The sequence below is a fragment of the Candidatus Binatus sp. genome (assembly GCF_030646925.1).
GTDB lineage: Bacteria > Desulfobacterota > Binatia > Binatales > Binataceae > Binatus.
In genome coordinates this window covers 1-20,483 of the sequence record NZ_JAUSKL010000065.1, presented here as the reverse complement: position 1 = coordinate 20,483, position 20,483 = coordinate 1, and the positions used below count along the sequence as shown (strand labels likewise).

At 60.2% G+C, this 20,483-nt stretch carries 28 protein-coding genes; 18 read left to right on the top strand and 10 right to left on the bottom strand.

Features of this window, described 5'->3' with window-relative positions; genetic code table 11:
- Window positions 1-54: 54 nt before the first annotated feature.
- From Q7S58_RS10725 to Q7S58_RS10715, 3 genes are all read left to right on the top strand, one after another.
- The gene (locus Q7S58_RS10725; RefSeq protein WP_304824834.1) at window positions 55-240 is read left to right on the top strand and encodes a hypothetical protein; all 186 of its coding nucleotides are present in this window, start codon (window positions 55-57) and stop codon (window positions 238-240) included.
- Between the two features lie 27 nt (window positions 241-267).
- Window positions 268-735, top strand: coding sequence for a 4Fe-4S binding protein (locus Q7S58_RS10720; protein WP_304824831.1), 468 nt, complete (start codon window positions 268-270; stop codon window positions 733-735).
- A gap of 86 nt (window positions 736-821) precedes the next feature.
- Window positions 822-1,316 (top strand): hypothetical protein, encoded by a 495-nt coding sequence (locus Q7S58_RS10715; RefSeq protein WP_304824828.1) that lies wholly within the window; start codon window positions 822-824, stop codon window positions 1,314-1,316.
- Here the strand turns inward: Q7S58_RS10715 and Q7S58_RS10710 are convergent.
- Window positions 1,276-2,112 (bottom strand): FTR1 family protein, encoded by an 837-nt coding sequence (locus Q7S58_RS10710; RefSeq protein ID WP_304824825.1) that lies wholly within the window; start codon window positions 2,110-2,112, stop codon window positions 1,276-1,278. The genes Q7S58_RS10715 and Q7S58_RS10710 overlap by 41 nt on opposite strands.
- A 318-nt stretch (window positions 2,113-2,430) precedes the next feature.
- On the opposite strand from Q7S58_RS10710, the gene Q7S58_RS10705 reads away from it, so the two are divergent.
- From Q7S58_RS10705 to Q7S58_RS10685, 5 genes are all read left to right on the top strand, one after another.
- Window positions 2,431-2,757, top strand: coding sequence for a hypothetical protein (locus Q7S58_RS10705; protein WP_304824822.1), 327 nt, complete (start codon window positions 2,431-2,433; stop codon window positions 2,755-2,757).
- Between the two features lie 24 nt (window positions 2,758-2,781).
- Window positions 2,782-3,057 carry a hypothetical protein gene (locus Q7S58_RS10700; protein ID WP_304824820.1) on the top strand — a complete coding sequence of 92 codons (276 nt, stop codon included), beginning with the start codon at window positions 2,782-2,784 and terminating at the stop codon, window positions 3,055-3,057.
- A gap of 54 nt (window positions 3,058-3,111) precedes the next feature.
- Window positions 3,112-3,993, top strand: a complete 882-nt coding sequence (locus tag Q7S58_RS10695) for a 3-hydroxybutyryl-CoA dehydrogenase (protein WP_304824817.1) — start codon at window positions 3,112-3,114, stop codon at window positions 3,991-3,993.
- A 52-nt stretch (window positions 3,994-4,045) separates the two neighbouring features.
- Complete coding sequence (locus Q7S58_RS10690) at window positions 4,046-4,279, top strand: Lrp/AsnC family transcriptional regulator (RefSeq protein WP_304824815.1); 234 nt, start codon at window positions 4,046-4,048, stop codon at window positions 4,277-4,279.
- A gap of 119 nt (window positions 4,280-4,398) precedes the next feature.
- Entirely contained in the window at window positions 4,399-4,899 is a 501-nt protein-coding gene (locus Q7S58_RS10685; RefSeq protein ID WP_304824812.1) for a GreA/GreB family elongation factor, read from the top strand.
- 8 nt (window positions 4,900-4,907) lie between these two features.
- Here Q7S58_RS10685 and Q7S58_RS10680 read toward each other — a convergent pair whose 3' ends face one another.
- The gene (locus Q7S58_RS10680) at window positions 4,908-6,707 is read right to left on the bottom strand and encodes a long-chain fatty acid--CoA ligase (protein ID WP_304824809.1); all 1,800 of its coding nucleotides are present in this window, start codon (window positions 6,705-6,707) and stop codon (window positions 4,908-4,910) included.
- Between the two features lie 343 nt (window positions 6,708-7,050).
- Here Q7S58_RS10680 and coxB point away from each other — a divergent pair, with 343 nt between their 5' ends.
- From coxB to Q7S58_RS10630, 10 genes are all read left to right on the top strand, one after another.
- Window positions 7,051-7,719, top strand: coding sequence for a cytochrome c oxidase subunit II (gene coxB, locus Q7S58_RS10675; RefSeq protein ID WP_304824806.1), 669 nt, complete (start codon window positions 7,051-7,053; stop codon window positions 7,717-7,719).
- Window positions 7,720-7,765: 46 nt separating this feature from the next.
- Window positions 7,766-9,520, top strand: coding sequence for a cbb3-type cytochrome c oxidase subunit I (locus Q7S58_RS10670; RefSeq protein WP_304824803.1), 1,755 nt, complete (start codon window positions 7,766-7,768; stop codon window positions 9,518-9,520).
- A 55-nt stretch (window positions 9,521-9,575) separates the two neighbouring features.
- On the top strand, window positions 9,576-10,559 hold the full coding sequence (locus tag Q7S58_RS10665) for a heme A synthase (protein ID WP_304824800.1): 984 nt from the start codon (window positions 9,576-9,578) through the stop codon (window positions 10,557-10,559).
- Window positions 10,556-11,461, top strand: a complete 906-nt coding sequence (gene cyoE / locus Q7S58_RS10660) for a heme o synthase (RefSeq protein ID WP_304824795.1) — start codon at window positions 10,556-10,558, stop codon at window positions 11,459-11,461. Before Q7S58_RS10665 ends, cyoE begins: the two co-directional genes overlap by 4 nt.
- 2 nt (window positions 11,462-11,463) lie before the next feature.
- Entirely contained in the window at window positions 11,464-11,586 is a 123-nt protein-coding gene (locus tag Q7S58_RS10655; RefSeq protein ID WP_304824792.1) for a hypothetical protein, read from the top strand.
- Window positions 11,587-11,593: 7 nt separating this feature from the next.
- Complete coding sequence (locus tag Q7S58_RS10650; RefSeq protein ID WP_304824789.1) at window positions 11,594-12,250, top strand: cytochrome c oxidase subunit 3; 657 nt, start codon at window positions 11,594-11,596, stop codon at window positions 12,248-12,250.
- A 25-nt stretch (window positions 12,251-12,275) separates the two neighbouring features.
- Window positions 12,276-12,536, top strand: a complete 261-nt coding sequence (locus tag Q7S58_RS10645; protein WP_304824786.1) for a hypothetical protein — start codon at window positions 12,276-12,278, stop codon at window positions 12,534-12,536.
- Between the two features lie 73 nt (window positions 12,537-12,609).
- A complete protein-coding gene (locus tag Q7S58_RS10640; protein WP_304824783.1) occupies window positions 12,610-13,233 on the top strand; it encodes a heme-copper oxidase subunit III in 624 nt (207 codons plus the stop codon).
- Window positions 13,234-13,276: 43 nt separating this feature from the next.
- Window positions 13,277-13,681 (top strand): cytochrome C oxidase subunit IV family protein, encoded by a 405-nt coding sequence (locus Q7S58_RS10635; protein ID WP_304824780.1) that lies wholly within the window; start codon window positions 13,277-13,279, stop codon window positions 13,679-13,681.
- Window positions 13,682-13,746: 65 nt separating this feature from the next.
- Window positions 13,747-14,223, top strand: coding sequence for a DUF420 domain-containing protein (locus tag Q7S58_RS10630; protein WP_304824777.1), 477 nt, complete (start codon window positions 13,747-13,749; stop codon window positions 14,221-14,223).
- Window positions 14,224-14,276: 53 nt separating this feature from the next.
- Here the strand turns inward: Q7S58_RS10630 and Q7S58_RS10625 are convergent, their stop codons facing one another.
- From Q7S58_RS10625 to Q7S58_RS10590, 8 genes are all read right to left on the bottom strand, one after another.
- The gene (locus Q7S58_RS10625; RefSeq protein ID WP_304824774.1) at window positions 14,277-14,885 is read right to left on the bottom strand and encodes a glutathione S-transferase family protein; all 609 of its coding nucleotides are present in this window, start codon (window positions 14,883-14,885) and stop codon (window positions 14,277-14,279) included.
- Window positions 14,886-15,005: 120 nt separating this feature from the next.
- A complete protein-coding gene (locus Q7S58_RS10620) occupies window positions 15,006-15,518 on the bottom strand; it encodes a glutathione binding-like protein (RefSeq protein ID WP_370655499.1) in 513 nt (170 codons plus the stop codon).
- Window positions 15,519-15,666: 148 nt separating this feature from the next.
- Complete coding sequence (locus tag Q7S58_RS10615; RefSeq protein ID WP_304824771.1) at window positions 15,667-17,133, bottom strand: phenylacetate--CoA ligase family protein; 1,467 nt, start codon at window positions 17,131-17,133, stop codon at window positions 15,667-15,669.
- Window positions 17,134-17,141: 8 nt separating this feature from the next.
- Window positions 17,142-17,570, bottom strand: coding sequence for a hypothetical protein (locus Q7S58_RS10610; RefSeq protein ID WP_304824768.1), 429 nt, complete (start codon window positions 17,568-17,570; stop codon window positions 17,142-17,144).
- 46 nt (window positions 17,571-17,616) lie between these two features.
- On the bottom strand, window positions 17,617-18,087 hold the full coding sequence (locus Q7S58_RS10605; protein ID WP_304824765.1) for a nucleoside 2-deoxyribosyltransferase: 471 nt from the start codon (window positions 18,085-18,087) through the stop codon (window positions 17,617-17,619).
- Between the two features lie 83 nt (window positions 18,088-18,170).
- Window positions 18,171-18,953: an alpha/beta fold hydrolase gene (locus Q7S58_RS10600; RefSeq protein ID WP_304824762.1), complete on the bottom strand. Its 783-nt coding sequence runs from the start codon at window positions 18,951-18,953 to the stop codon at window positions 18,171-18,173.
- A complete protein-coding gene (locus Q7S58_RS10595) occupies window positions 18,950-20,248 on the bottom strand; it encodes an LLM class flavin-dependent oxidoreductase (protein ID WP_304824759.1) in 1,299 nt (432 codons plus the stop codon). Before Q7S58_RS10595 ends, Q7S58_RS10600 begins: the two co-directional genes overlap by 4 nt.
- A 38-nt stretch (window positions 20,249-20,286) precedes the next feature.
- The coding region (locus Q7S58_RS10590) for a hypothetical protein (RefSeq protein ID WP_304824756.1) at window positions 20,287-20,483 on the bottom strand (197 nt) is incomplete at its 5' end.

Here is a 20,483-nt window from a genome sequence, read left to right as displayed (position 1 = left end):
CCGGCGCCCGCGCCGCGATCGGAGCGCGAAAAATTCGCGACCTCGAGGTTTCAAATGGAGCATATCACCGGCTTACAGCAATTTCTCGAAATTCTGACGGTGCCCGACAACGTCCCAATCATCGGGATGATGTTGCTGGTCATGTTTTTCACCTACATCGCTTTGAAGCAGGGCCGCCGCAACGATCAACTGATCGAGCACGGGCATCGCGAGCGCATCATCGAAGAAATGAGGAAGTAGGCGAAGCCGCCTGCGCGCAAGGAATCAATGCCATTCACCATCGTCGCCGAGAACTGCACCGGATGCAGCGCGTGTGAAAAGCGATGCCCGACCGGCGCAATTTCCGGCATCTCGAAGAAGGTCTATTACATCGAAGCCGCCTCGTGCATCGATTGCGGCGCATGCGGCGTGATCTGTCCCGACGACGCGATCATGAACAACCTGGGCGAGATGACTCACGTGCTGAAGCGCGCCGAGCGTCCCGTCGCGGTGGTGCATCCCGATAATTGCAATGGATGCGGCGTATGCGTGGACGTATGTCCGTTCGATTGCATCTCGCCGTCGCCTGACAATACCACCGTTTACCTGGGCAAGGTGCAGGTCAACGAAAAGACTTGCGTCGGATGCCTGCTGTGCGAAGAGGTTTGCGGATGGGACGGAATTTACATCATGCCGTCCGGCCAGAAAGAGCTGTTCCTGAACTCGATCGGCTACGGCGAGGAAACTGCGGCCTGAGCGCGGCGGACTCGGCGGACGCTGACACGGATTGCGCGCCGGGCGCGGATAGAGAGCCACGATCGTCGTCTCCGGCGGACGCGGGATTGCCGAGAGGCCCCGGTGAATTCCTCCCACTACTACTGATTATTTCGATCGTCATTACGATCGCGGTCGTTCCGCTGGCGGCCCGGGCGGGCGATCCCGCGACGTTTTCGGAATACGATTCCGAAGACGCCTGCCACGAAATAAAAGCCGCGCTGAACGCATTGGCGGCGGCCGAGCATCGGCAGGCCCTGGCGCTCGATCTCGCCTCTGAGGGCGCATCGAGTGCGATCGTCGCTGCGCGCCTGTCGGATTTGCTCGATCGCAGCCAGGATTTGCGCGTGGTGCTGAAGCGCGCGCGCCATAGCAAGGTCGCGCGCGAAACGATGGTCGATCAGTGCACCCGGATGGGATTTCGCGCGCTGGTGATTTCAGAGAAGCTCACCTCGGACGTGGAAGCCGTGCTGTTCGGCGGTGACGACGACGACGATTCCGCGCTCGCCGCGCTTCCGCAGCTCAAGTCAGGCGGCCACTCACCGCCGCCGGCGGTTCGCTGAGTTCCGGTGACGCAGCGCCGCGCGGAAGCAGGACTGCCGCGCCCGCCAGTATGATCAGGAGCGCCTGTGCCGCGAGCGTCTGGACCGTCGGAAACAGGCCCAGCATCGCTACCGTCGGTGCGTAATCGACGAAGGTGGCCGGCACGACCGAGGCTTCCTGCAGGCTCGCGACGCCCTGGCCTACGAAAATCACCGCCATCGCGTAGAGCAGGATCGACGTGGCCTTGAAGATGATGCCGAGCGGGATGCGATCGGCGGCCCGCCTGACGATCACGAAGGCTCCGGCGAGAGCGATTGCGGCGGCGATCATGCCGGCGGTGATCGCGTGTTGCTCGGCCAGTTCAGTCGCGCCGTTGCGCAATGCCTGAAAGAAAACGATCGTCTCCGCGCCCTCGCGCATCACGGCGAGAAATCCGGTCAGCGCCAGCGCGACGCCCGGAATGGCGCTGCGATCTGCGCTCGCAAGTTTGTGGCTGATAAATTTGCGCCAGCGGTTGAATTGGCTCTTCGAGGTGAGCCACGAGCTTACGTAAAAGAGGGTCGCCGCGGCGAGAATCTGGAAGACGCCTTCGAGCGTATCGGTCGCGTCGTCGCTGATGAGGTGATTGACCGCCCACGCGAGCATGATGCTCGCGATGACAGCGAGGGCGGCGCCGAAATAAATGCTGTTCGCACGATCGCGTCGGGTGCCGCGCGTGCCCGCGGCGAGCGCGACGATCACGAGGATCGCTTCCATGCCTTCGCGAAAGAGGATGCCGATCGAATAAAGGAAATAGGCGGCGACAGTCTGAGTCACTGTAGGTACTCGATTGGTCTCGATTCTGAGAATGATTCTCAATTACGAATTTAGTGCCGCAATCGCCAAATGTCAATCGGGATATTCTCGCGGGATATTCTTGCGCGATCATTTCGCCCTCGGCGCGAGCAGCCCGCTCGATCCGTTGCCGCGCTTGCGGGCTCCAATAACGGGTAGTAACGTCAAACCCGGAAGCGAGCCCGTCGATCAGTCGGCGCATGGCCGCTTCAATGCTTTTATGGGTCGCCACACCGCCAGAATCCCCGGCTTCGGACGTTCGCGATGAAGTGCCAGTATTGCCGGAAAAGCGCGAGATTTTTGAAACGTGTGTGCGTGCCGTGCGCCAAAGCCGCGGCGATCATCGAGCGCGCGGGCGGTGAGGTCGGGCTCGCGGGGCTGGTCGATATTTTTATCGCGGAAGGACTCTCGCGCGGGCAGGTCGATGTGGTCCTCGACGCGCAAATCGGCGAGGAGCCGACGTGGCGCGATCGGCTGACGTCGAATATGACCAACACCCTGATGCGCAATCTCGGGATGCCGGGGCGGCAATCGCCCGAAGATGTGATGCGCGTGCGGACCGCGATGCGCGCGGGCGGCGGCGCGGGCACGTGGCAGGCGGGCGAAGAGCCGCCCGAGGGTCATTGACGCCAGCGCCGCGGGGATTTGCCGATGGAAAAAGACCGCAGCGACTTCGCCGTGATGAATCGCATGATCGACCATATCCGCCTGCTGATCGCGGTCGATGACGATACGATTCCGGTCAAGAAGAAACTCGAAACGCAGGCGATACTCAAGGATTTTCAATCGCTTTTGGCGGAGCCGCCGGAAAGCCAGGAGCGCGGGCGAATCAGGGGGTACCACGAAATCCTGGTGCGCGATCTCGGCGAGGAAGCCGACGTGGCGGCGCTGTTGAGTTCGCTCAGGAATTATATTCCGTATATTTGACGCTAACAGATCGTCCAGGGGTTGGGCGCGCGGCGAAGGGAATCGGAGCTTCAGATGAATGTCAGGCAAATCGGCGTGATTGGGGCGGGTCAGATGGGCGCGGGAATCGCGCAGGTGGCGGCGCAGGCGGAAATCGCGGTCGTGATGCACGATCTGACGCCGGAAATGTGCGCGCGCGGCGTCGATTCGATCACGCGCAACCTGGATCGCATGATCGAGCGCGGACGCTTCAAGCCCGAGGAGCGCGATCGCGTGCTGCGGCGGATCGAGACGACCACCAATCTCGAAGATTTGGCCAAGGTCGATTTCGTGATCGAAGCCGTGCTCGAGAACGAGGACGCCAAGATCGATCTGTTCAAGCGGCTCGACAAGCTATGTCCGCCAGAGACGATCTTCGCGTCGAATACGTCGTCGATTTCGATCACGCGGATGGGTGCGCGCACCAGCCGCGCCGATCGCGTGATCGGGATGCATTTCATGAATCCGGTGCCGGCGATGAAGCTGGTCGAAATCATCCGCGGGCTCGCGACGTCGGAAGCGACCTTCCAGGAAACGCGGCGGCTCGCGGAACAACTCGGCAAGACCACGATGACGGCGCAGGACTTTCCGGGCTTCATCGTCAATCGCGTGCTGCTGCCGATGATCAACGAAGCGATTTACACGCTGTACGAAGGCGTCGGCGGTGTGACGGATATCGACACCGCGATGAAGCTCGGCACCAATCAGCCGATGGGACCGCTCGAGCTGGCGGATCTGATCGGGCTCGATACGTGCCTCGCGATCATGGAAGTGATGCATCGGGTGCTGGGCGACGACAAGTACCGGCCGTGTCCACTGCTCAAAAAATACGTCGATGGCGGCTATCTCGGACGCAAGTCGGGCCGCGGCTTTTACGTGTACGATGACAAGGGCACCCTGATTCCACCACCTCATTGAGAACGGGCGCATCTCAGGAGGCGTCGCCAACGCGCGCCGGGAGGGAGAGCTTATGTCCGTCAAGGCATTCATCCTCGTGGATACGTCGCCGGGAAAAGCAAAGGAAGTCGCGACCAAGATTCGCCAGGTGGCGGGCGTATCGGTAGCGCATGCGGTGACTGGGCCGCACGACATAATCGCGATCGCGGAAGCGGCGGACGTCACTTCGCTCGGCGAACTAGTGGTGCAGAAAATCCAGAGCGTCGCGGGAGTGAACCGCACTCTGACGTCGATCGTCGCGGATTGAGGCGGCACTCAAGACCGACAGAGTCGTCGCGCCGCGCCGGCGCCGCGCAAGACCTACGTGCGAGATGTACACCCGGATATTGCATACTGGATGTTAGAGCTTAGCGGGAAGATGTTTAGATGGCTGAACTACCGGTAATCAAGCGCCTTAAGAAGGACCTCGAGACGCTCAGGCGCGAGCTCACGGTCGATTTGCCGAAGGAACTCGAACGCGCGCGCGCGCACGGCGATCTGTCGGAGAACGCGGAGTGGGCGATGGCCAAGCAGCGCCAGGAGTTTCTCCGCGCACGGGTCGGCAACCTCGAGGTGCGAATCGCCGAGCTCACGATGATCGATCTGGATTCGATTCCGCGCGACACGGTTGGACTCGGCAGCAAGGTTCAACTCGAGGACCTCGACGAGGGCGGCACCGCCGAATTCGAGATCGTGGTGCCGGAGGAAGTGGACGGCGCGCAGAATCGCATATCGCTATCGTCGCCGCTGGGGCGCGCGCTGATCGGCAAGGCGGAGGGCGACGATATCGAGGTGCAGACGCCCAAGGGCAAGCGCGCCTACAGCGTGATGAAGCTCGCGACGATTCACACGCTGATGGGATCCGAAAACGGCGGCCCGAAAGAGTAGGGCGCTATTCAGTCGCGGAACATCGAGTCGATCTGATCCTGGTAGTGCGCCTGCACCATCTTGCGGCGCACTTTCAGCGACGGCGTGAGCTCGCCGTTCTCCTGCGAGAACGCATTCGGCACGATCGCGAATGCCGACACCGCCTCGACGTCGGAAAGCTGCTTGTTCAGCTCACGAATGCGCGTCTGCAGGAGAGTTCGGAGCGCCGCTGATTTCGCGATCTCGCCGGCCTCCTTTGGATCGAGATTGTTCTCCTTCAGAAAATCCGCGAGGTTCTCGTAGTCCGGCACGATCAGCGCCGCGAGATGCTTTTTGCGATCGCCGAACACGCACGATTGCGCGATGAATTTATCGCCGGCGAGCTTGCTCTCGACGTACGCGGGCGAGATGTTCTTGCCGCCCGACAGCACGATAATTTCTTTCTTGCGGTCGGTGATCGAGATGTAGCCCTCGGCGTCGATCTTCGCGATGTCGCCAGTATGGAGCCATCCGTCGGCGTCGATTGCTTCCTTGGTTTCGGCCTCGCGATTGAAGTAGCCCTTCATGATGTTGGGACCGCGCATCAGCAATTCGCCGTCGGGCGCAGTCGTCACCTCGATATGCTTGAGCGGCAGGCCGACGCTGCCAATCCGCGTGCGGCCCTCATGCAGGTTGCAGGAGACGACTGGCGACGCTTCGGTAAGGCCGTAACCCTCGACGATCGGAACTTCAGCCGCGGCGAGAAACCGATTGATCTCGGCCGGCAACGGGGCGCCGCCCGCGATCAGGTAGCGCAGACGGCTGCCGAAGATCGCGCGAATCTTCGCGAACACGATTCGCCGGAAGAGCGCCATTGCGAGCGCGAGATGCGCCGGCACCGACTTTCCGCGCAGGCGATACTCCGCAGCTTGCCCGCCGACTGCGAGCGCCGTGCGGAACATCTTTTGCCGAAATGGCGGCGAAGCTTCCACCGTGCGCATGACGCGGCTGTGAATCGCCTCGAGCAAGCGCGGTACCGTGAGCAAGACCGTCGGTTCGATCTCGAGCAGATTCGAGGCGATTTGCCCGAAGCCTTCCGCGAAAGCGATCGTGCCGCCACCCATCATGACGGTGTAATAGCCCGCGGTGCGCTCGAACGAATGCGCGATCGGCAGATGCGAGAGCGTTACGTCGGTTTCGTTGAGCGACAGCGCCGCGAGTGCATCTTCACCGTTGGCGAGAATGTTGCCATGGGAAAGCATTACGCCTTTCGACATCCCGGTCGTGCCTGAGGTGTAGATGATGGTCGCGAGATCGTCGCGGCTGCCCTCGACGATGCCGGCGCTATCGCCGGCACTGATCGACTCGAGCGTCATGACGATGGGAGCGCCGTTGGTCGCGACCACAGATTCGGCGCCGGGATGCATCGCGATGATCGCGCTGATGTTCGGCAGCGAGCTTTGCAAGCCGAGAATCTTCCTGATCAGGTCGGGACCGTTGGCGGCGATGATCTTCGCGCCTGAATCATTGATGACGTGGGCGGTCTCCTCGAGGCCGCCGGTCGTGTAGAGCGGCACCACGACGGCGCCCAAGCCGAGCACGGCCTGATCGACGATGATCCATTCGGGGCAATTCTCAGAAAGGATGGCGACGCGATCGCCGGGCTTGACGCCGAGCCGCGCGAGACCTGCTCGCAGCTTGCTGGCTGCGTCGGAAATCTCGTTCCAGGAATGGTCCACCCATGCTTTGTTACGTTTGTCCTTGAGAAAAGCCCGCGGACCATATTGTCGCGCGCGCGTCTCGAAAGCCTGGGGCAGGGTTGCCAGACGGCTGATGATCAGGTCATCCATAAGAAGCGGCGACCTCCTGTTGCAAAAGCGTGTTGTAGCCGAAACTTGCGCATGCGCCAATCCGCGCTGCGATCGGCCTCGGCTGGACGGCATAGAGTCCTGCAAAACACTTGAATTTGCTGGCAAAATATGAGCGTCATGTCTGGCGATGAATTAAGCACAGATTGTCGGTGGCGGAGTAGATTTTTCATTTCACTTATCATTGATAATCATGTCGCCGATGCGCATAATCACGCCGAATCCATGGATTGCGTAGCGTCACAACGCGCTGCACGCCGGCACCTCGGCCCGGCGACTGCATCTCCAATTTTTACGAGCGTGCTCCGAAACGGTGAGGCTTTCGATGCTTGAGTATTTGTGGTTTCCGCACGACATCTCAACCTTCGGTCCCAGGGTCGATTTCTTGTTTCTGCTGATCTTCTGGATCGTGATGATCGTCTGGATCGCGGTCATGGTCACGATGGTGATCTTCATGATTCGCTATCGCACCAAGCCTGGACGGAAGGCCGAATATATCGAGGGCAATTCGCGGCTCGAGTTAGTCTGGACGACCGTCACCGCGGCCATTCTCGTCATGCTCGCGTTTATGAGCCGTTCGACTTGGGCCGACATCAAGGAGCATGCGCCGCCGGGCGACGTTTTCTATGCAGTCAATGCCAAGCAGTTCAACTGGGAAATGACCTATCCCGGGCCTGACGGAAAACTCGGCACCAAGGACGACCTCACGCTCGAAAATGAGATGCACGTGCCGGTCCATAAGGTCGTGCGGCTTGATCTCACCTCGAAGGACGTCATCCACAGCTTCTTCGTGCCCAACATGCGGCTCAAGCAGGATGCGGTGCCGGGCCGCGTGATTCCGGTGTGGTTCGAGGCGACGGAGACCGGGCAATACGAAATTCCATGCGCGGAACTATGCGGCTTCGGGCATTCGGGCATGAAGGGCAATCTGACCGTCCAGTCGGAAGAAGATTTCAACAAGTGGCTCCAGGACCAATACGCACAGAGCAAGTAGCGAGCGGGATTCGCGCAGCGATGCTGCGTGAAGGAGACAGGCCAAGATGAGCAGTACGGCAGCGGTTGCGGCGCATGGAGCGCACGCCGAGCATCATGAGCTCGGCTTCATGCGCACTTACGTGTTCTCGACCGATCACAAGATGATCGCAAGACAGTTCCTTTTCATGGCGTTGATCATGATGGCGATCGGCGGCCTGATGGCGATGCTGATGCGCTGGGAATTGGCTTTCCCTGAAACGGCAGTCCCCGGCTTCCACTGGATGCCCGAGCCGTACATGTACGACGGCGCGATTCCGCCGAATACCTACAACTCGATGTTCACGATGCATGCCACGATCATGATCTTCTTCGTGGTGATGCCGATTCTGGTCGGCTGCTTCGGCAATTTCCTGATCCCGCTGATGATCGGCGCGCGCGACATGGCATACCCGATTCTCAACATGCTGTCGTTCTGGATCGGCGCAGTCGCCGGCGTGATCATGACCGCATCGTTCTTCGTACCGGGCGGACCTGCCGCGGCAGGCTGGACCTCATATGCCCCCTTGAGTGCGGTGCCAATCTATACCGGGGTCGATTGGGGCCAGGACCTGTGGTGCATCAGCATCATCATCCTGGGCGTGTCGTCGCTGATGGGCGCGATCAATTACATCACGACGATCATCAACATGCGCACCAAGGGCATGACGTTCTTCCGGCTGCCGCTGGTTATCTGGTCACTGTTCATCACCGCGATTCTGCTGCTGCTGGCGCTGCCGGTGCTGACCACGGCGCTCGCGCTGTTGCTGTTCGATCGGCTGGGCGGCACGCATTTCTTCCTGCCGTCGGGCGGCGGCGAACCGCTGCTCTGGCAGCATCTGTTCTGGTTCTTCGGGCATCCCGAAGTGTACATCATGATTCTTCCCGGAATGGGGATCGCGTCGGACATCATCGCGGTGTTCTCGCGCAAGCCGATCTTCGGCTATCGCGCGATGGCGTACGCGATGATCGCGATCGCAGGGCTATCGTGGATCGTGTGGGGCCATCACATGTTCCAGTCGGGGATGGATCCTGCGCTCGGCACCAGCTTCATGCTGACGACGATGGTGATCGGGGTGCCGTCGGCGATCAAAACGTTCAACTGGCTTGGCACGCTCTACAAGGGAAACATCCACTACACTGCACCGATGATGAATGCGTTGGCGTTCGTCTCGATGTTCGTAATCGGCGGCCTGTCGGGAATCTGGATGGCCTGCACGCCGGTCGATATGTACATCCACGATACCTACTTCATCGTCGCGCATATCCACTACGTGCTGTTCGGTGGAAGCCTGTTCGCGGTTTTTGGCGCGGTCGAGTACTGGTTCCCGAAGATGTTCGGCCGCATGATGAACGAAACGATGGGCAAGATTCATTTCTGGATCACGTTCGTCGCGTTCAACTGCACGTTCTTCCCGATGCATATCCTCGGGATGGGCGGGCATATGCGGCGCATCTACAATCCGCTGCAGTATGATTTCCTGAAGCCATTGCAGGGCATGAACATCTTCATTTCGATCAGCGCCTTCGTGCTCGGCGCGGCGCAATTCATCTTCCTCGCCAATATCATCTGGAGCCTGCTGAAGGGCGAAAAAGCGACCGAGAATCCGTGGCAGGCCAACACTCTCGAGTGGACCACGCCGATTCATCCAGGACATGGCAACTGGCCGGGACCGGTGCCGGTCGTGTATCGCGGGCCATACGAATACAGCTCGCCTGAAGTCGCGGAGGATTACCTGCCGCAGTCGCGCCTGATCGAGCACGCAACGGCCGCGGCGGATTAGGTATTTGCCTGCTCGCAAGTAGTAATTGCGCGAAAGTAGCATTTGCAAAGTAGTAATGGACAATTACTCAGTAGCTAATCAGAAGGGGCGCGCGCTGCATCGATTCGCGGTGTTGACGGCATGCGCCACGTTTTTTCTGATTTTTGTCGGCGGCCTGGTCACCTCGACCGGCTCCGCCCTCGCCGTTCCCGATTGGCCGCTCGCGTTCGGCAAGCTGATTCCCGCGTGGGAAGGCGGCATCCGCTTCGAGTTCGGTCATCGCGTCGCGGCCGGCGCCGTGGTGATCCTTACATTGATCCTGATGACATGGGCGTGGCGCGCGGAGCCGCGCGCCTGGGTGCGGAAGCTGATCTTCACGGCCTTCGGATTGATCATCGTGCAGGCGATTCTCGGCGGAATCACGGTGCTGCTCGAATTGCCGCTCGCAATCGCAGTGACGCACGCCGCAACCGCGCAAGCGCTCTTCTGCCTGATGGTATCGATCGCAATTTTCACCAATCCGGCGTGGGAGACGACGCCGCATGTGAGCGACGGATCCGCGCGCATCCCGACGCCGACGCTGGCGGCGATTACGACTGCCGTCATCTATTTGCAGATTCTGATCGGCGCATTGATGCGGCATATGAGCGCGGGCCTGGTGATCCCGGATTTTCCGCTTTCCTTCGGTCAAATCGTGCCGCCTATCTTCGATGAGTACATCGCGGTGAATTTTGCGCATCGATGCGGCGCGATCATTGTCACTGCGATGATCGTCTGGACTGTCGCGCGCGTGCTTCGGTCGCATCGCGATATCGGCGCGCTAAGGCGTCCCGCGCTTGGCCTGTTTCTTTTGCTGGTGATGCAGGTGTGTCTCGGCGCGATCACCATCTGGAGCAATCGCTCGGTGCTGCCGACCACCAGCCATGTCGCGATTGGCGCAGGCGTGCTGGCGACCAGCCTCGCGTTGACGCTGCGCGCTGACAAAATCTTCGGACTGCAGGAACGCGCCGCCGTCGAGTCTCCCGCGCGGCGACTCGCCAGTCGTCGAGCGACCGCATGAATTCCAAGGTTGCCATCGCTGCATCGGAATTGACGCTGCCGCGCGGCGGCGTCACAGAATATTTCGAGCTGACCAAGGCGCGCGTCGTCCTGATGGTGCTCGTCACGACGCTTGCCGGCTTCTATCTCGGCGGGCGCTCGGGCTTCGATCCGATGCTCGCGTTGAATCTGATGCTTGGCACCGCGCTTTGCGCGGGCGGCACGCTTGCGCTGAATCAATTCGTCGAGCGCGACACCGATGCGCTGATGGAACGCACGCGGCATCGCCCGTTGCCGGAAGGAAGGATGCGCCCGGCCGAAGCGCTGGCATTTGGCTCGATAGCTACTGCGGCGGGATTCATATACTTGCTTTTGACTACTAACTTGCTATGCGCACTAGTCACCGCAGCAATCACAGTAGTTTACCTGGGTGCATATACTCCGCTTAAGCGGTTCACCTGGATGTGCAACGTCGTCGGCGCGATTCCGGGCGCCCTGCCGCCGGTCGCGGGCTGGGCCGCCGCGCGCGGGAACGTCGCGGCCGAACCGCTAGTGCTCTTCGGGATCATGTTCTTGTGGCAACTGCCGCACACTTTCGCCGTCGCGCGGATGTACCGCGCCGACTATGCGCGCGCGGGGATTCATCTGCTGCCGCGTGATTCGGCGCACGGCGGCAATCCGTCGAATGCGGTCGTCATCGGCGCAAGCCTCGCGCTGATCGCAGTCGGAATGATGCCGACGCTGCTCGGCTTCGCTGGATTGCCTTATCTCGTAATCGGCACTGCGCTCAGCGTCGGAATGCTGGTGTTCGGCTACATGATGGTCGCTCATCCCGACCGACCGCAGGCTGCGCGCCGCTTGTTGCTGGCATCCCTAATTTATTTGCCGGTAGTTTTGCTCGTGTTGGTGCTCGACCGCGTATGAACATGACTGCCGGCGTTACGCGCGACGAAAGACGCGACGAGAATCGCAAGACGCTGAAGGTTTTGATCGGCGTGATGATCACGCTGGTCGTGATTTCACTGATTACGATCCTGGTGAAGCATTAGTACCGCTATGGCTCCTGGCGCGAAATCTTCGAGTTCGAAAGTCCGGCCCTTCGTCGCACCGGTGCGCCGCGCCGCGTCGACCGACTCTAGCTCCGGCGATCGCACCGAGCGCCCGTTTATCAGCAACGGGATGCTCGCGATCCTGATGGTGATCGCGTCGGAGATGATGCTGTTCAGCGGGCTCATCGGTTCGTTCCTGATTTTCAGATTACAGTCCGCGTTCTGGCCGCCACCAGCGCTACCGCGCCTGCCGATAGGCGTCACGTGGGTGAACACCTTTATTCTGATGACGAGCGCCGTCACGATGTTCCTTGCGGTGCGGATGGTTCATCAGAATCGCCAGCGCATGATGCGCCGGTACCTCGCCGCCACGTTGATTCTCGGTGCGACATTCCTCGCGGTGCAGGGCAGTGAATGGGTGCGGCTGGTTGCGCACGGCCTGAAACTCTCGAGTGGCTCTTACGGCGCGACCTTCTACTTGCTGATCGGATGCCACGGCGCTCATGTGACGGCTGGCATGATCTGGCTCGCGTGCGTGGTGCTGGCGGCAATTTCCGGGCGCTACAATGCGCGCAACGCCGGCGGCGTCGAGTTGTGCGCGGTTTATTGGTACTTCGTGTGCGCGATCTGGCCGGTTCTATTTGTGCTCGTATATTTGATGTAGTGATGCGTCGAGAGGAGATCGCAGGATGAAAAATCCGAACTTCAGGAGTCTCGCGGCGATGTTGGCAGGCGCGATCGTTGCCGCGGCGCCGCAGATCGCCAATGCGTGTGCGATGTGCGGTCTCTCGCCCAACGATCCTGCCGGTCACGCCTACAACTCGAGCGTGCTCTTCATGCTCGCGTCGCCATACGTTTCATTCGCTGCGGTCGGCGGGATTACCTACCTGGTTTACCGGCGGGCGCGGCGCAGCGAAGAGCGGAGTCGTCCGGAAGCCGGCCAGCGCTGATCGAAGTGACTATTTACCGGTAGTCTTGATATATACGCACTGACTATAGCCATATGATTGCAAGAGGATAGAGATGAGCGAGGTTGCTGCAATAGAAACCCACGGCCGCGAAACCCTTCAGATCGACCAGTTTGAGCCGTCCCTTACCCCCGATAATTCCGGCAAGCTCGGAATGTGGATCTTTTTGGCCGCCGACGCGATGACCTTCGGCGCCGCGATCGCCGCCTACGGCGCGCTGCGGATCGGCAATCCGAACTGGCCTTCGCCCGCCGAGTACTTGGGCATAACGACCACTGCTGTCATGACGTTCATCCTTATTTGCTCGAGCGTCACGATGGTCGAGGCGCTGTCAGGCATCCAGCACGGCAACATGTCGAAGTTCAAGAATTTCATGGCGCTGACGGTGCTGGGCGGCGTGATCTTCCTCGGCATGCAGGCCTTCGAGTGGCATCACCTGCTCGGCGAGAAAGGGATGTCGATCAAGCGCGACTTGTTCGATGCGACCTTCTTCATCCTGACCGGTTTCCACGGCTGCCACGTGTTCGGCGGGGTAGTGTACAACAGCGTGCTCCTTATTCGCGGAGCCACCGGCAAGCTCACGCCAGCCAAATCGGGCTTGGTCGAAATCGCAGGACTCTACTGGCACTTCGTCGATTTAGTCTGGATCCTGATTTTCACGTTCATCTATCTGATTTGAGCAATCACATTCGAAAGATTTGAGTGGGGACAAGCTTTAAGCCATGACGACGCAAGCTGCAGTTTCATCCAACCTGGTTCACACCGAGGACCATGAGACCAATTACATCGCGGTCTTTATCTACCTCTCGATTCTTACCGGGATCGAGCTGGTAGTGTATGCGATGAGCCTGCCGCAGGTACTGCGGGTCGGCCTGTTGATCGCGCTCGCGTGGGCGAAGGCCGTCATCGTCGCGATGTATTTTATGCATCTCGCGATGGAGCGGCGCGGGCTGTGGATCATCGCAATAACCCCGGTAGTGCTGCTCGTCTTTCTCTGCTTCATGCTGCTGCCCGATCTGACGACGCGCATGTGGACGCGCTTCGATCACAAGATTAAAGCGCCGGTCAGCGGAGAGGCCGTCGCGCCGCCTGCCGAGCAGCTTCCTCCCGGCGCCAACGGCTCGTAGGCGCAATCGATCGGGCAAGTTCACGTTGGTTATCGCGAAGAACGGCGGGCTCCGATTCGAGGTGAGTGCCGATTAATTCGTATCACGCGCTCGCTCCGCTGAACGCCATCCTCAACGGATGCGCGACGACGTTGCTGCTCGCGGGCTACGTGTTCATCCGGCAAAAGCGCGTCGCGGCGCATCGCGCCTGCATGATCAGCGCGATGATCTTCTCAACCGCGTTTCTCGCGTCATATCTGCTTTATCATTACGAAGTCGGCAACGTCCGCTTCAGCGGCGTGGGATGGATTCGCGCGGTGTACTTCGCGATTCTCATCCCGCACGTGATTCTCGCCGGTGTAATCGTCCCGCTTGCAATCACGACGGTGTACTTCGCGCTGCGTAGCCGCTTCCAGAGTCATCGCCGAATCGCGCGATGGACCTGGCCGCTCTGGATGTACGTCTCGGTGACCGGCGTCGTGATTTATTTCATGCTCTATCGAATCTATACGCCGATCTATTCGCCGGCTGCGCCTGCGGTCGCGGAAGCCGCCGCTCGATAAAAAAAGGGCGATTGATCCGGACGCCCCTCGAAATGATCTCCGAAATTTGACTGCTATGCTTTGGCGCTCGGGCGACTCGATACCGCCTGATGCCATCGCGCGAGATTCTTCTGGTTCTCCGCGATCTTGATTCCGGTCGTGCGGCCGAAATCGATCCCGACCATCGCGGTGATGTCGGCGATCGTATAGCGATCGCCCGCGATGAACTGCCGATTTGCCAGTTCCGTGTCGAGCCATTCAAGCCGCTTCAGCGCGGCGTTGCGGCAAACCTCGCCATACTCCTTGACCTGCGGGATGCGGCCCTTGAAAAAATCGCTGGTATTGCGGAACGCACCTGCGGTCATGCTGAGCACCTCGAGTTCCATCCGGCGATTCCACATCTCGACCATCGCCTTGTCCTTCGCATCGACGCCGAGCAGCCGCGGCTCTGGCTTGATCTCCTCGAAGTAGCGGCAGATTGCGACTGACTCGGCGATATGGGTGCCGTCGTCGAGTTCGAGCACCGGCAGTCCGCCCATCGGATTTATCTTGAGGAACTCGGGCTTGCGATTGTCGGCGGTCGCGAGATTGACCTGTTCGAGGGGAACGGTGATGCCTTTTTCCGCGAGGAAAATTCGCACGCGGCGTGGATTGGGAGCCTGGGTGAAATCGTAAATTTTCATAGTAGTTGCAATTTAAAACTGTGAGCTGGCGACGTCAACCGTCGCGATTTGTCGAAAGACAACGCCGTGCCCTCGCGGGTGTTCGATCGAGAGAGCAAGGCGCGTTGCTGCGCGGGAGACTTAAGCTTTGGCGCTCGGACGGCTCGAGACCGACTGATGCCATCGGTTGAGATTCTTGAGCGCGGGATCGACCTTAAGGCCGGCCATCTGCGTGCCAAAATCGATCGCGACCAGCGCGGTGATATCCGCAATCGTGTAGCGGTTGCCCGCGATGAACGGTTTGCTGCCGATTTGCGCGTCCAGCCATTTCAGTTGCTGCGTGGCCGCTTCGAGTTGATTCGCTCCGAATTCCGCAAACTGCTGCAGCCGGCCCTTGAACAGCGGATTCGTATGCTGGAATGCGCGCGTGACGGGGCCGAACAGGTTCAACTCCATCCGGCGATTCCACATTTCAATCTCGGCCTGTTCGCGCAGATCCTTGCCCATCAGATTCGGCTCGGGATGCAGCCCCTCGAAGTAGCGGCAAATCGCGACCGACTCCGCGAGGTGCGAGCCGTCGTCGAGTTCGAGCACCGGCAGACCGCCGGCGGGGTTCTTGGCGAGAAATTCGGGCGTGCGATTTTTTCCCTCCAGAATGTTGATCTGTTCGTTGGGAATTTTGATTGCTTTTCCGCGAGGAAGATTCGAAGGCGCCGCGGATTCGGGGCAAGAACGAAATCGTAGATTTTCATAGTAGTTGCAATTTAAAACCGAGCCTCGGAATCAGTCAAGCTGGAAAATGTCAGAGCGCGCGCCGCCGATCGATCACGCGGCGCGCCTTGAATTCGGTCGGCGGCAGGGTGCCCGGCGCCACGACGCTGACTCGCGGGCGCAGTTCGCACTGGCGGATCACGGCCGCCTCGAGTTCGGCCGACAAGCGCGCTTGCAGCGATTCATCCGCCGCGTCGCGCAACTCGACCACGATCGTGAAACTGTCCATCACGCCTTCAGTCTCAAGCACGATCTGAAATTCGTTGCCGAAGTGATCGAAGCCGCGGACGATCTCCTCGACCACGCTCGGAAACAGTTTGAGGCCGCGGATATTCAGCATGTCGTCGGCGCGTCCGTTGAAGCCGCCGATCGCGCGCGCGAACGTGCGGCCGCAGACGCATTTGCCATAATCGAACGTCGCGAAATCGCCCACCAGGAAACGAAGTTGGGGCGAGCCTTCGGAGTTGAGATTGGTTACGACGGTCAGACCGCGTCCGCCGGGCGCCACCGGCTCGAAAGTATCGGGGTCGACCAGTTCCCAGATTTGTAAATCCTCCTGCACGTGCGTCGAGACGGGGTCGCGCGCGAGACCTTCGCGGCAGGTGAAAGCCCATCCCGCCGGAATCGCTTCCGTGCATCCATAAACGTCGTGGAGTTCGGCGTTCCAGGCCTGCTCGATCCGAGCGCGCGTCGAGGAAACTCCCGAGGCCGGCTCGCCGCCGCAAATCACTTTTGCGATCGAGCTGGCGACCGGATCGAATCCCGCTTGCCGCATCGAGTTTGCCAGATGCAACGAATACGACGGCGTCGCGACCAGCAGGGTAGGGCGGTACAGATCGATCATCTGGATTCGGCGTTCGGTTGGTACGCCGCCGGGAATCACGGTGACATTCATCAGATTGAGCGCGTGATGCAGCGACCAGAAGAATACGTGCGGATTGTAGTTGGTGCAGGTGAGCGCGCTGTCGCCGGCCCGCACGCCCATCGCATAGAGCGCGCGGGCGCTGGTCCTGGCCCACAGCTCGCGATCGAAACTGGTGTAGCGAAACGATCGCGGTGTCGCGGTGGTGCCCGAAGTCGAGAACACCATCCATCCGTGACCGCGCCAGCGGCGATCGTCGATCGGCGTGTAAGTGCCCCACGGGCGATGCGCGGTGACGTCACGCGCCATCTCGTCTTTGGTAGTGACGGGAAATTTGGCGAGGTCGTCGGCACTTGCGATGTCCTTGGGTCGGAGGCGCGCGGCCTTGAATTTCGCGCGATAGAAGGGACTGTGCTCGTAGAGATAGGGAATCATCGCGGCGAGCTTTTCATTCTGAATGTCGCCGATGCGGTCGTGCGACGCGCATTCGAAATCGGGCGCCCAGTAACGCTTGCTCGCGGGCGCTTCCATGTTGAGCGTAAATTTGGCGAGGACCGCGAGCCATCGCTCGCGCGCGGAGAGTTTCGTCGCGCGCGGAATCGATTTCTGCGCTCGCTTGATCTTTCGGCTCGGCATCCGCGCAATCAATTCTGAAATCGATCCTTATGAAAGGCGACGTAGAGCGCGGTGCCGACCGAGCCGGTCAGCGCAATCGCCAGGTACTGCACGATAAACTGGACGCTCGGGCGAGCGTCAGTGTGCAGAAACCAGAACAGCACGAGATTGTAAGGAACGTAGAACGCGTAGATCACCGAAAGCGGAATCACCCACGGGCGCATCCGCCACAGGCCGAACGCGTACGCGAGTAAAATCAGTCCGAACAGCGGTCCCGCGACGGCGTTGATGCCCACGCCTTGCAGCTTGTAGCCAAACACCACCAATCCGCCGACTGCGGGATTATTTTTGTACTGGATCGCCTTGGTGAAGTTCGACACCGCGAGCACCACGAACAGCACCGCCATCACCGTGAGGAACCATCCGCGCACCGCGGTATTCGACGTGATCTTGTCCATGCGCGAGACGCTAATCGGACATTGGCATACCCGCAAGAGCGTTTTGTCAGTGCGTTTTTGTTTCGAAGACTCGCGAGATCGCGCCGACGATTTCGCGCGCGAGCGGCCTGATTTTTTCGCGCGTCGCGGGAAACGCGATCACCACGCGACACGTGCGCCGCAGCATCGCGTTGAGGCCGTCATCTTCGGAGCCGCGCAAATCGGTCCTTACTCCAATGATTGGTTTATCGCGCGCGTGCGCGTAGCCGCATTCCCACGCCGTGCCGGAATCCGAATCGCTGCCGTCGAGCATCGCAATTACAGCGTCAGCGTGATCGATCTGCTCGATACAGTCGCGCACGATCGCGTCGAAATCCATCTTGCCATCAACGATGTACTTTCCAGCGCGCAGTTGCGGCAGAATCACTTCGCATCGCGGGAGCGCGGCGCCGATTTCGCGCGTGAGTTCGCGATTGAAGCGACGCTCCGCAATCGTGAACAGCGGACCCGCCAGATAGATTTTCAATAGCGCGCGCATCTGTGTTTATGCCGTACGCGAAACGGCCGCGATGCGCTCAAGTCACCGCGGCCGTTTTCGACTCATTCAGTTATTCGATCGATTCAGCCCTTCAAGAATTTCTTCACCGCCGCGACGAACGGCGCCTGCTGCTCGTACATGATCATATGGCCGGCGTCTTTGATCATCTCGACCCTGCTGTTCTTGATGCGGCTCGTAAATTCCTTCGCGTACACCGCCGGGATCAGCTTGTCGTCGTCGCCCCAGAGCAAGAGCGTCGGGGCCTTGATCCGATACGCGCGCTTCTTGAGTCCGCGATCGGGAATCGGCCACAGGAACTTGCTCGCCGTCGCGAGACGTTTGACCCGCTCGACGTACATCGTTTCGAGCGCCTTGAAGTCGCTCGGAATGGCGGTCATCATCTGCGCGGCCGGCGATTTGGGATCGTGGAACAACAGCCCCGCGATCTCATCGAGTTGCGCAGCGAAGAAATCAGGGATCGGCGTCTCGTCGATCCAGAAACCGGCCGGACAGACCAGCACCAGCTTCTTGGCGCGATGCACGTCGAACGCCGCTACTTCCGCCGCGAGCATCCCGCCCATCGAATGGCCCATGATGTTGGCCTCGGGGATGCCCAGCTCGTCCATCAGCTCGTGAAAAAAGAGCACCGCGTCGGCGACGTCATCGATATATTCGTTGCCGGTCGATTCGCCGTAGCCGGGGAACTGCGGCGCGTAAACCTTGAAGTCCTTGCCGAGCTCCTCGAGGAACGGCTCGACCGGGTTTAGACCCCCGGCGCCGTGGATGAACAGGAGCGGCGCGCCACTCCCGTACACCTGCATCTCGAGCGAGAATTTTCCGTTTAGCAATTTCTGCGTGGTGTTCATTTCGCGCTTCGTGCCTCTGCCGATACTGCCGGCGTGCGCGCTGCGCCGTTGACTTCACCCTTCTGAAAATGAACCGGCGCAGGTACCGCGATTTCATTTTGCGGCATCCGCTTGGGCGACCACTTGTCCTCGAAGTCGGTCCATAAGTCGCGCAGGTAGGGCATGACCTCGGTTGCGAACAGGCTGGTGTTCTTGCGCACCAGTTCCGGCGGCATCGAGCCGAGCTGCATCAGCAGCATCAGATGTCCGCAGTTGAGCGACTTCATCGCCTCGCGCAGGCGCTCGCGAACGGTCTTCGGCGAGCCCGCGATGATGTAGCCCTGCTCGACAAAGTCGCGCCACTTGAGGCCCTCGCGCCGAATCGCGGCCTGCTCGCCGACCTGGCCGAGAATGCCCGCCTTGATGGTCTTGACCGTGCGATAGCCGGGCGCGTCGGCGAAGCCGTTATAGACGTGCAGGCATCGGTTGTAGAAGTAATCCATGTGCGGAGAGTAATCCTTCTCCGCCTGCTCGTCGGTTTCGGAGACGGCGACCGTTTGCGCAAATCCGAGGCTGAACGGATTGAGTTCCTTGCCCTTTTTGGCCATCACTTCCCAATAGCCATCGGAAACCTTCTTGCCTGCGATGTAACCGAAAAACGACAGGAAGCTGTACTGGTAATCGTGATCGGCGCAGAAGTCGTAGGTCTCGACCGAGCCGCCGCCCGGAACCCAGATCGGTGGACGCGGCTGCTGGACCGGCTTGGGCCACAGGTTCACGTAACGCAACTTGGTGTACTTGCCGTTGAAAGAGAACATCTCCGGCTCGGTCCATGACTTCACGATCAAGTCGTGCGCCTCGTAGTACTTCTCGCGCAGCGTGGCGGGAACCTCGCCGTAGCAGAAGTTGGTGTCCATCGAGGTGCCGACCGGGAAGCCCGCGACCAGGCGTCCGCCGCTGATCACGTCGAGCATCGCGAATTCCTCCGCGACGCGAATCGGCGGATTGTACAGCGCGATCGAGTTGCCGAGCACCACCAGGTTGGCATTGCGGGTGCGCCGCGTGAGCGCGGCTGCCATGAGGTTGGGCGAGGGCATCATGCCGTACGCATTCTGATGATGCTCATTGACCCCAAGGCCGTCGTAGCCCATCTGGTCCGCATACTCGAGCTGATCGAGGTAGTCGTTGTAGAGGCGATGTCCGACTTTTGGATCGTACAAATTGCGAGGGATATCGACCCACACGCTATGATACTTATCCTTGAAGTCGTCCGGCAGAAACCGGTAGGGCATCAAATGGAACCACGTGAATTTCATAACCTTTCTCCTTTGCGGTCGTGGCACTCCCGTCGCTCTTACGCCGGGGTGGGGACGCTGGCCTCCTGCGAATCCTGGATTTTGCTAGTCCTTGCGCGGGAAGTGCGAACCGCGCTCGCTGCCTTTTTTCGGATTGGCGCGCCGGCGTGGGAATTGCCATTGCGGCGCGAACCGAGCTGCGATGCCGCCAGGTGAAGTTCGAGCGCCTCATCGAGAAAGTGCTCGGGATTCAGCC

Coding starts and splice junctions, on each gene's coding strand:
- Q7S58_RS10625 (WP_304824774.1), bottom strand. CDS start 14,885: ATGAAAATTTACGATTTCACCCAGGCTCCCAATCCACGCCGCGTGCGA.
- Q7S58_RS10670 (WP_304824803.1), top strand. CDS start 7,766: ATGAGCAGTACGGCAGCGGTTGCGGCGCATGGAGCGCACGCCGAGCAT.
- Q7S58_RS10610 (WP_304824768.1), bottom strand. CDS start 17,570: ATGGACAAGATCACGTCGAATACCGCGGTGCGCGGATGGTTCCTCACG.
- Q7S58_RS10695 (WP_304824817.1), top strand. CDS start 3,112: ATGAATGTCAGGCAAATCGGCGTGATTGGGGCGGGTCAGATGGGCGCG.
- Q7S58_RS10650 (WP_304824789.1), top strand. CDS start 11,594: ATGGCTCCTGGCGCGAAATCTTCGAGTTCGAAAGTCCGGCCCTTCGTC.
- Q7S58_RS10725 (WP_304824834.1), top strand. CDS start 55: ATGGAGCATATCACCGGCTTACAGCAATTTCTCGAAATTCTGACGGTG.
- Q7S58_RS10685 (WP_304824812.1), top strand. CDS start 4,399: ATGGCTGAACTACCGGTAATCAAGCGCCTTAAGAAGGACCTCGAGACG.
- Q7S58_RS10645 (WP_304824786.1), top strand. CDS start 12,276: ATGAAAAATCCGAACTTCAGGAGTCTCGCGGCGATGTTGGCAGGCGCG.
- Q7S58_RS10655 (WP_304824792.1), top strand. CDS start 11,464: ATGACTGCCGGCGTTACGCGCGACGAAAGACGCGACGAGAATCGCAAG.
- Q7S58_RS10680 (WP_304824809.1), bottom strand. CDS start 6,707: ATGGATGACCTGATCATCAGCCGTCTGGCAACCCTGCCCCAGGCTTTC.
- Q7S58_RS10690 (WP_304824815.1), top strand. CDS start 4,046: ATGTCCGTCAAGGCATTCATCCTCGTGGATACGTCGCCGGGAAAAGCA.
- Q7S58_RS10615 (WP_304824771.1), bottom strand. CDS start 17,133: ATGCCGAGCCGAAAGATCAAGCGAGCGCAGAAATCGATTCCGCGCGCG.
- Q7S58_RS10665 (WP_304824800.1), top strand. CDS start 9,576: ATGGACAATTACTCAGTAGCTAATCAGAAGGGGCGCGCGCTGCATCGA.
- Q7S58_RS10600 (WP_304824762.1), bottom strand. CDS start 18,953: ATGAACACCACGCAGAAATTGCTAAACGGAAAATTCTCGCTCGAGATG.
- coxB (WP_304824806.1), top strand. CDS start 7,051: ATGCTTGAGTATTTGTGGTTTCCGCACGACATCTCAACCTTCGGTCCC.
- Q7S58_RS10635 (WP_304824780.1), top strand. CDS start 13,277: ATGACGACGCAAGCTGCAGTTTCATCCAACCTGGTTCACACCGAGGAC.
- Q7S58_RS10720 (WP_304824831.1), top strand. CDS start 268: ATGCCATTCACCATCGTCGCCGAGAACTGCACCGGATGCAGCGCGTGT.
- cyoE (WP_304824795.1), top strand. CDS start 10,556: ATGAATTCCAAGGTTGCCATCGCTGCATCGGAATTGACGCTGCCGCGC.
- Q7S58_RS10640 (WP_304824783.1), top strand. CDS start 12,610: ATGAGCGAGGTTGCTGCAATAGAAACCCACGGCCGCGAAACCCTTCAG.
- Q7S58_RS10605 (WP_304824765.1), bottom strand. CDS start 18,087: ATGCGCGCGCTATTGAAAATCTATCTGGCGGGTCCGCTGTTCACGATT.
- Q7S58_RS10700 (WP_304824820.1), top strand. CDS start 2,782: ATGGAAAAAGACCGCAGCGACTTCGCCGTGATGAATCGCATGATCGAC.
- Q7S58_RS10595 (WP_304824759.1), bottom strand. CDS start 20,248: ATGAAATTCACGTGGTTCCATTTGATGCCCTACCGGTTTCTGCCGGAC.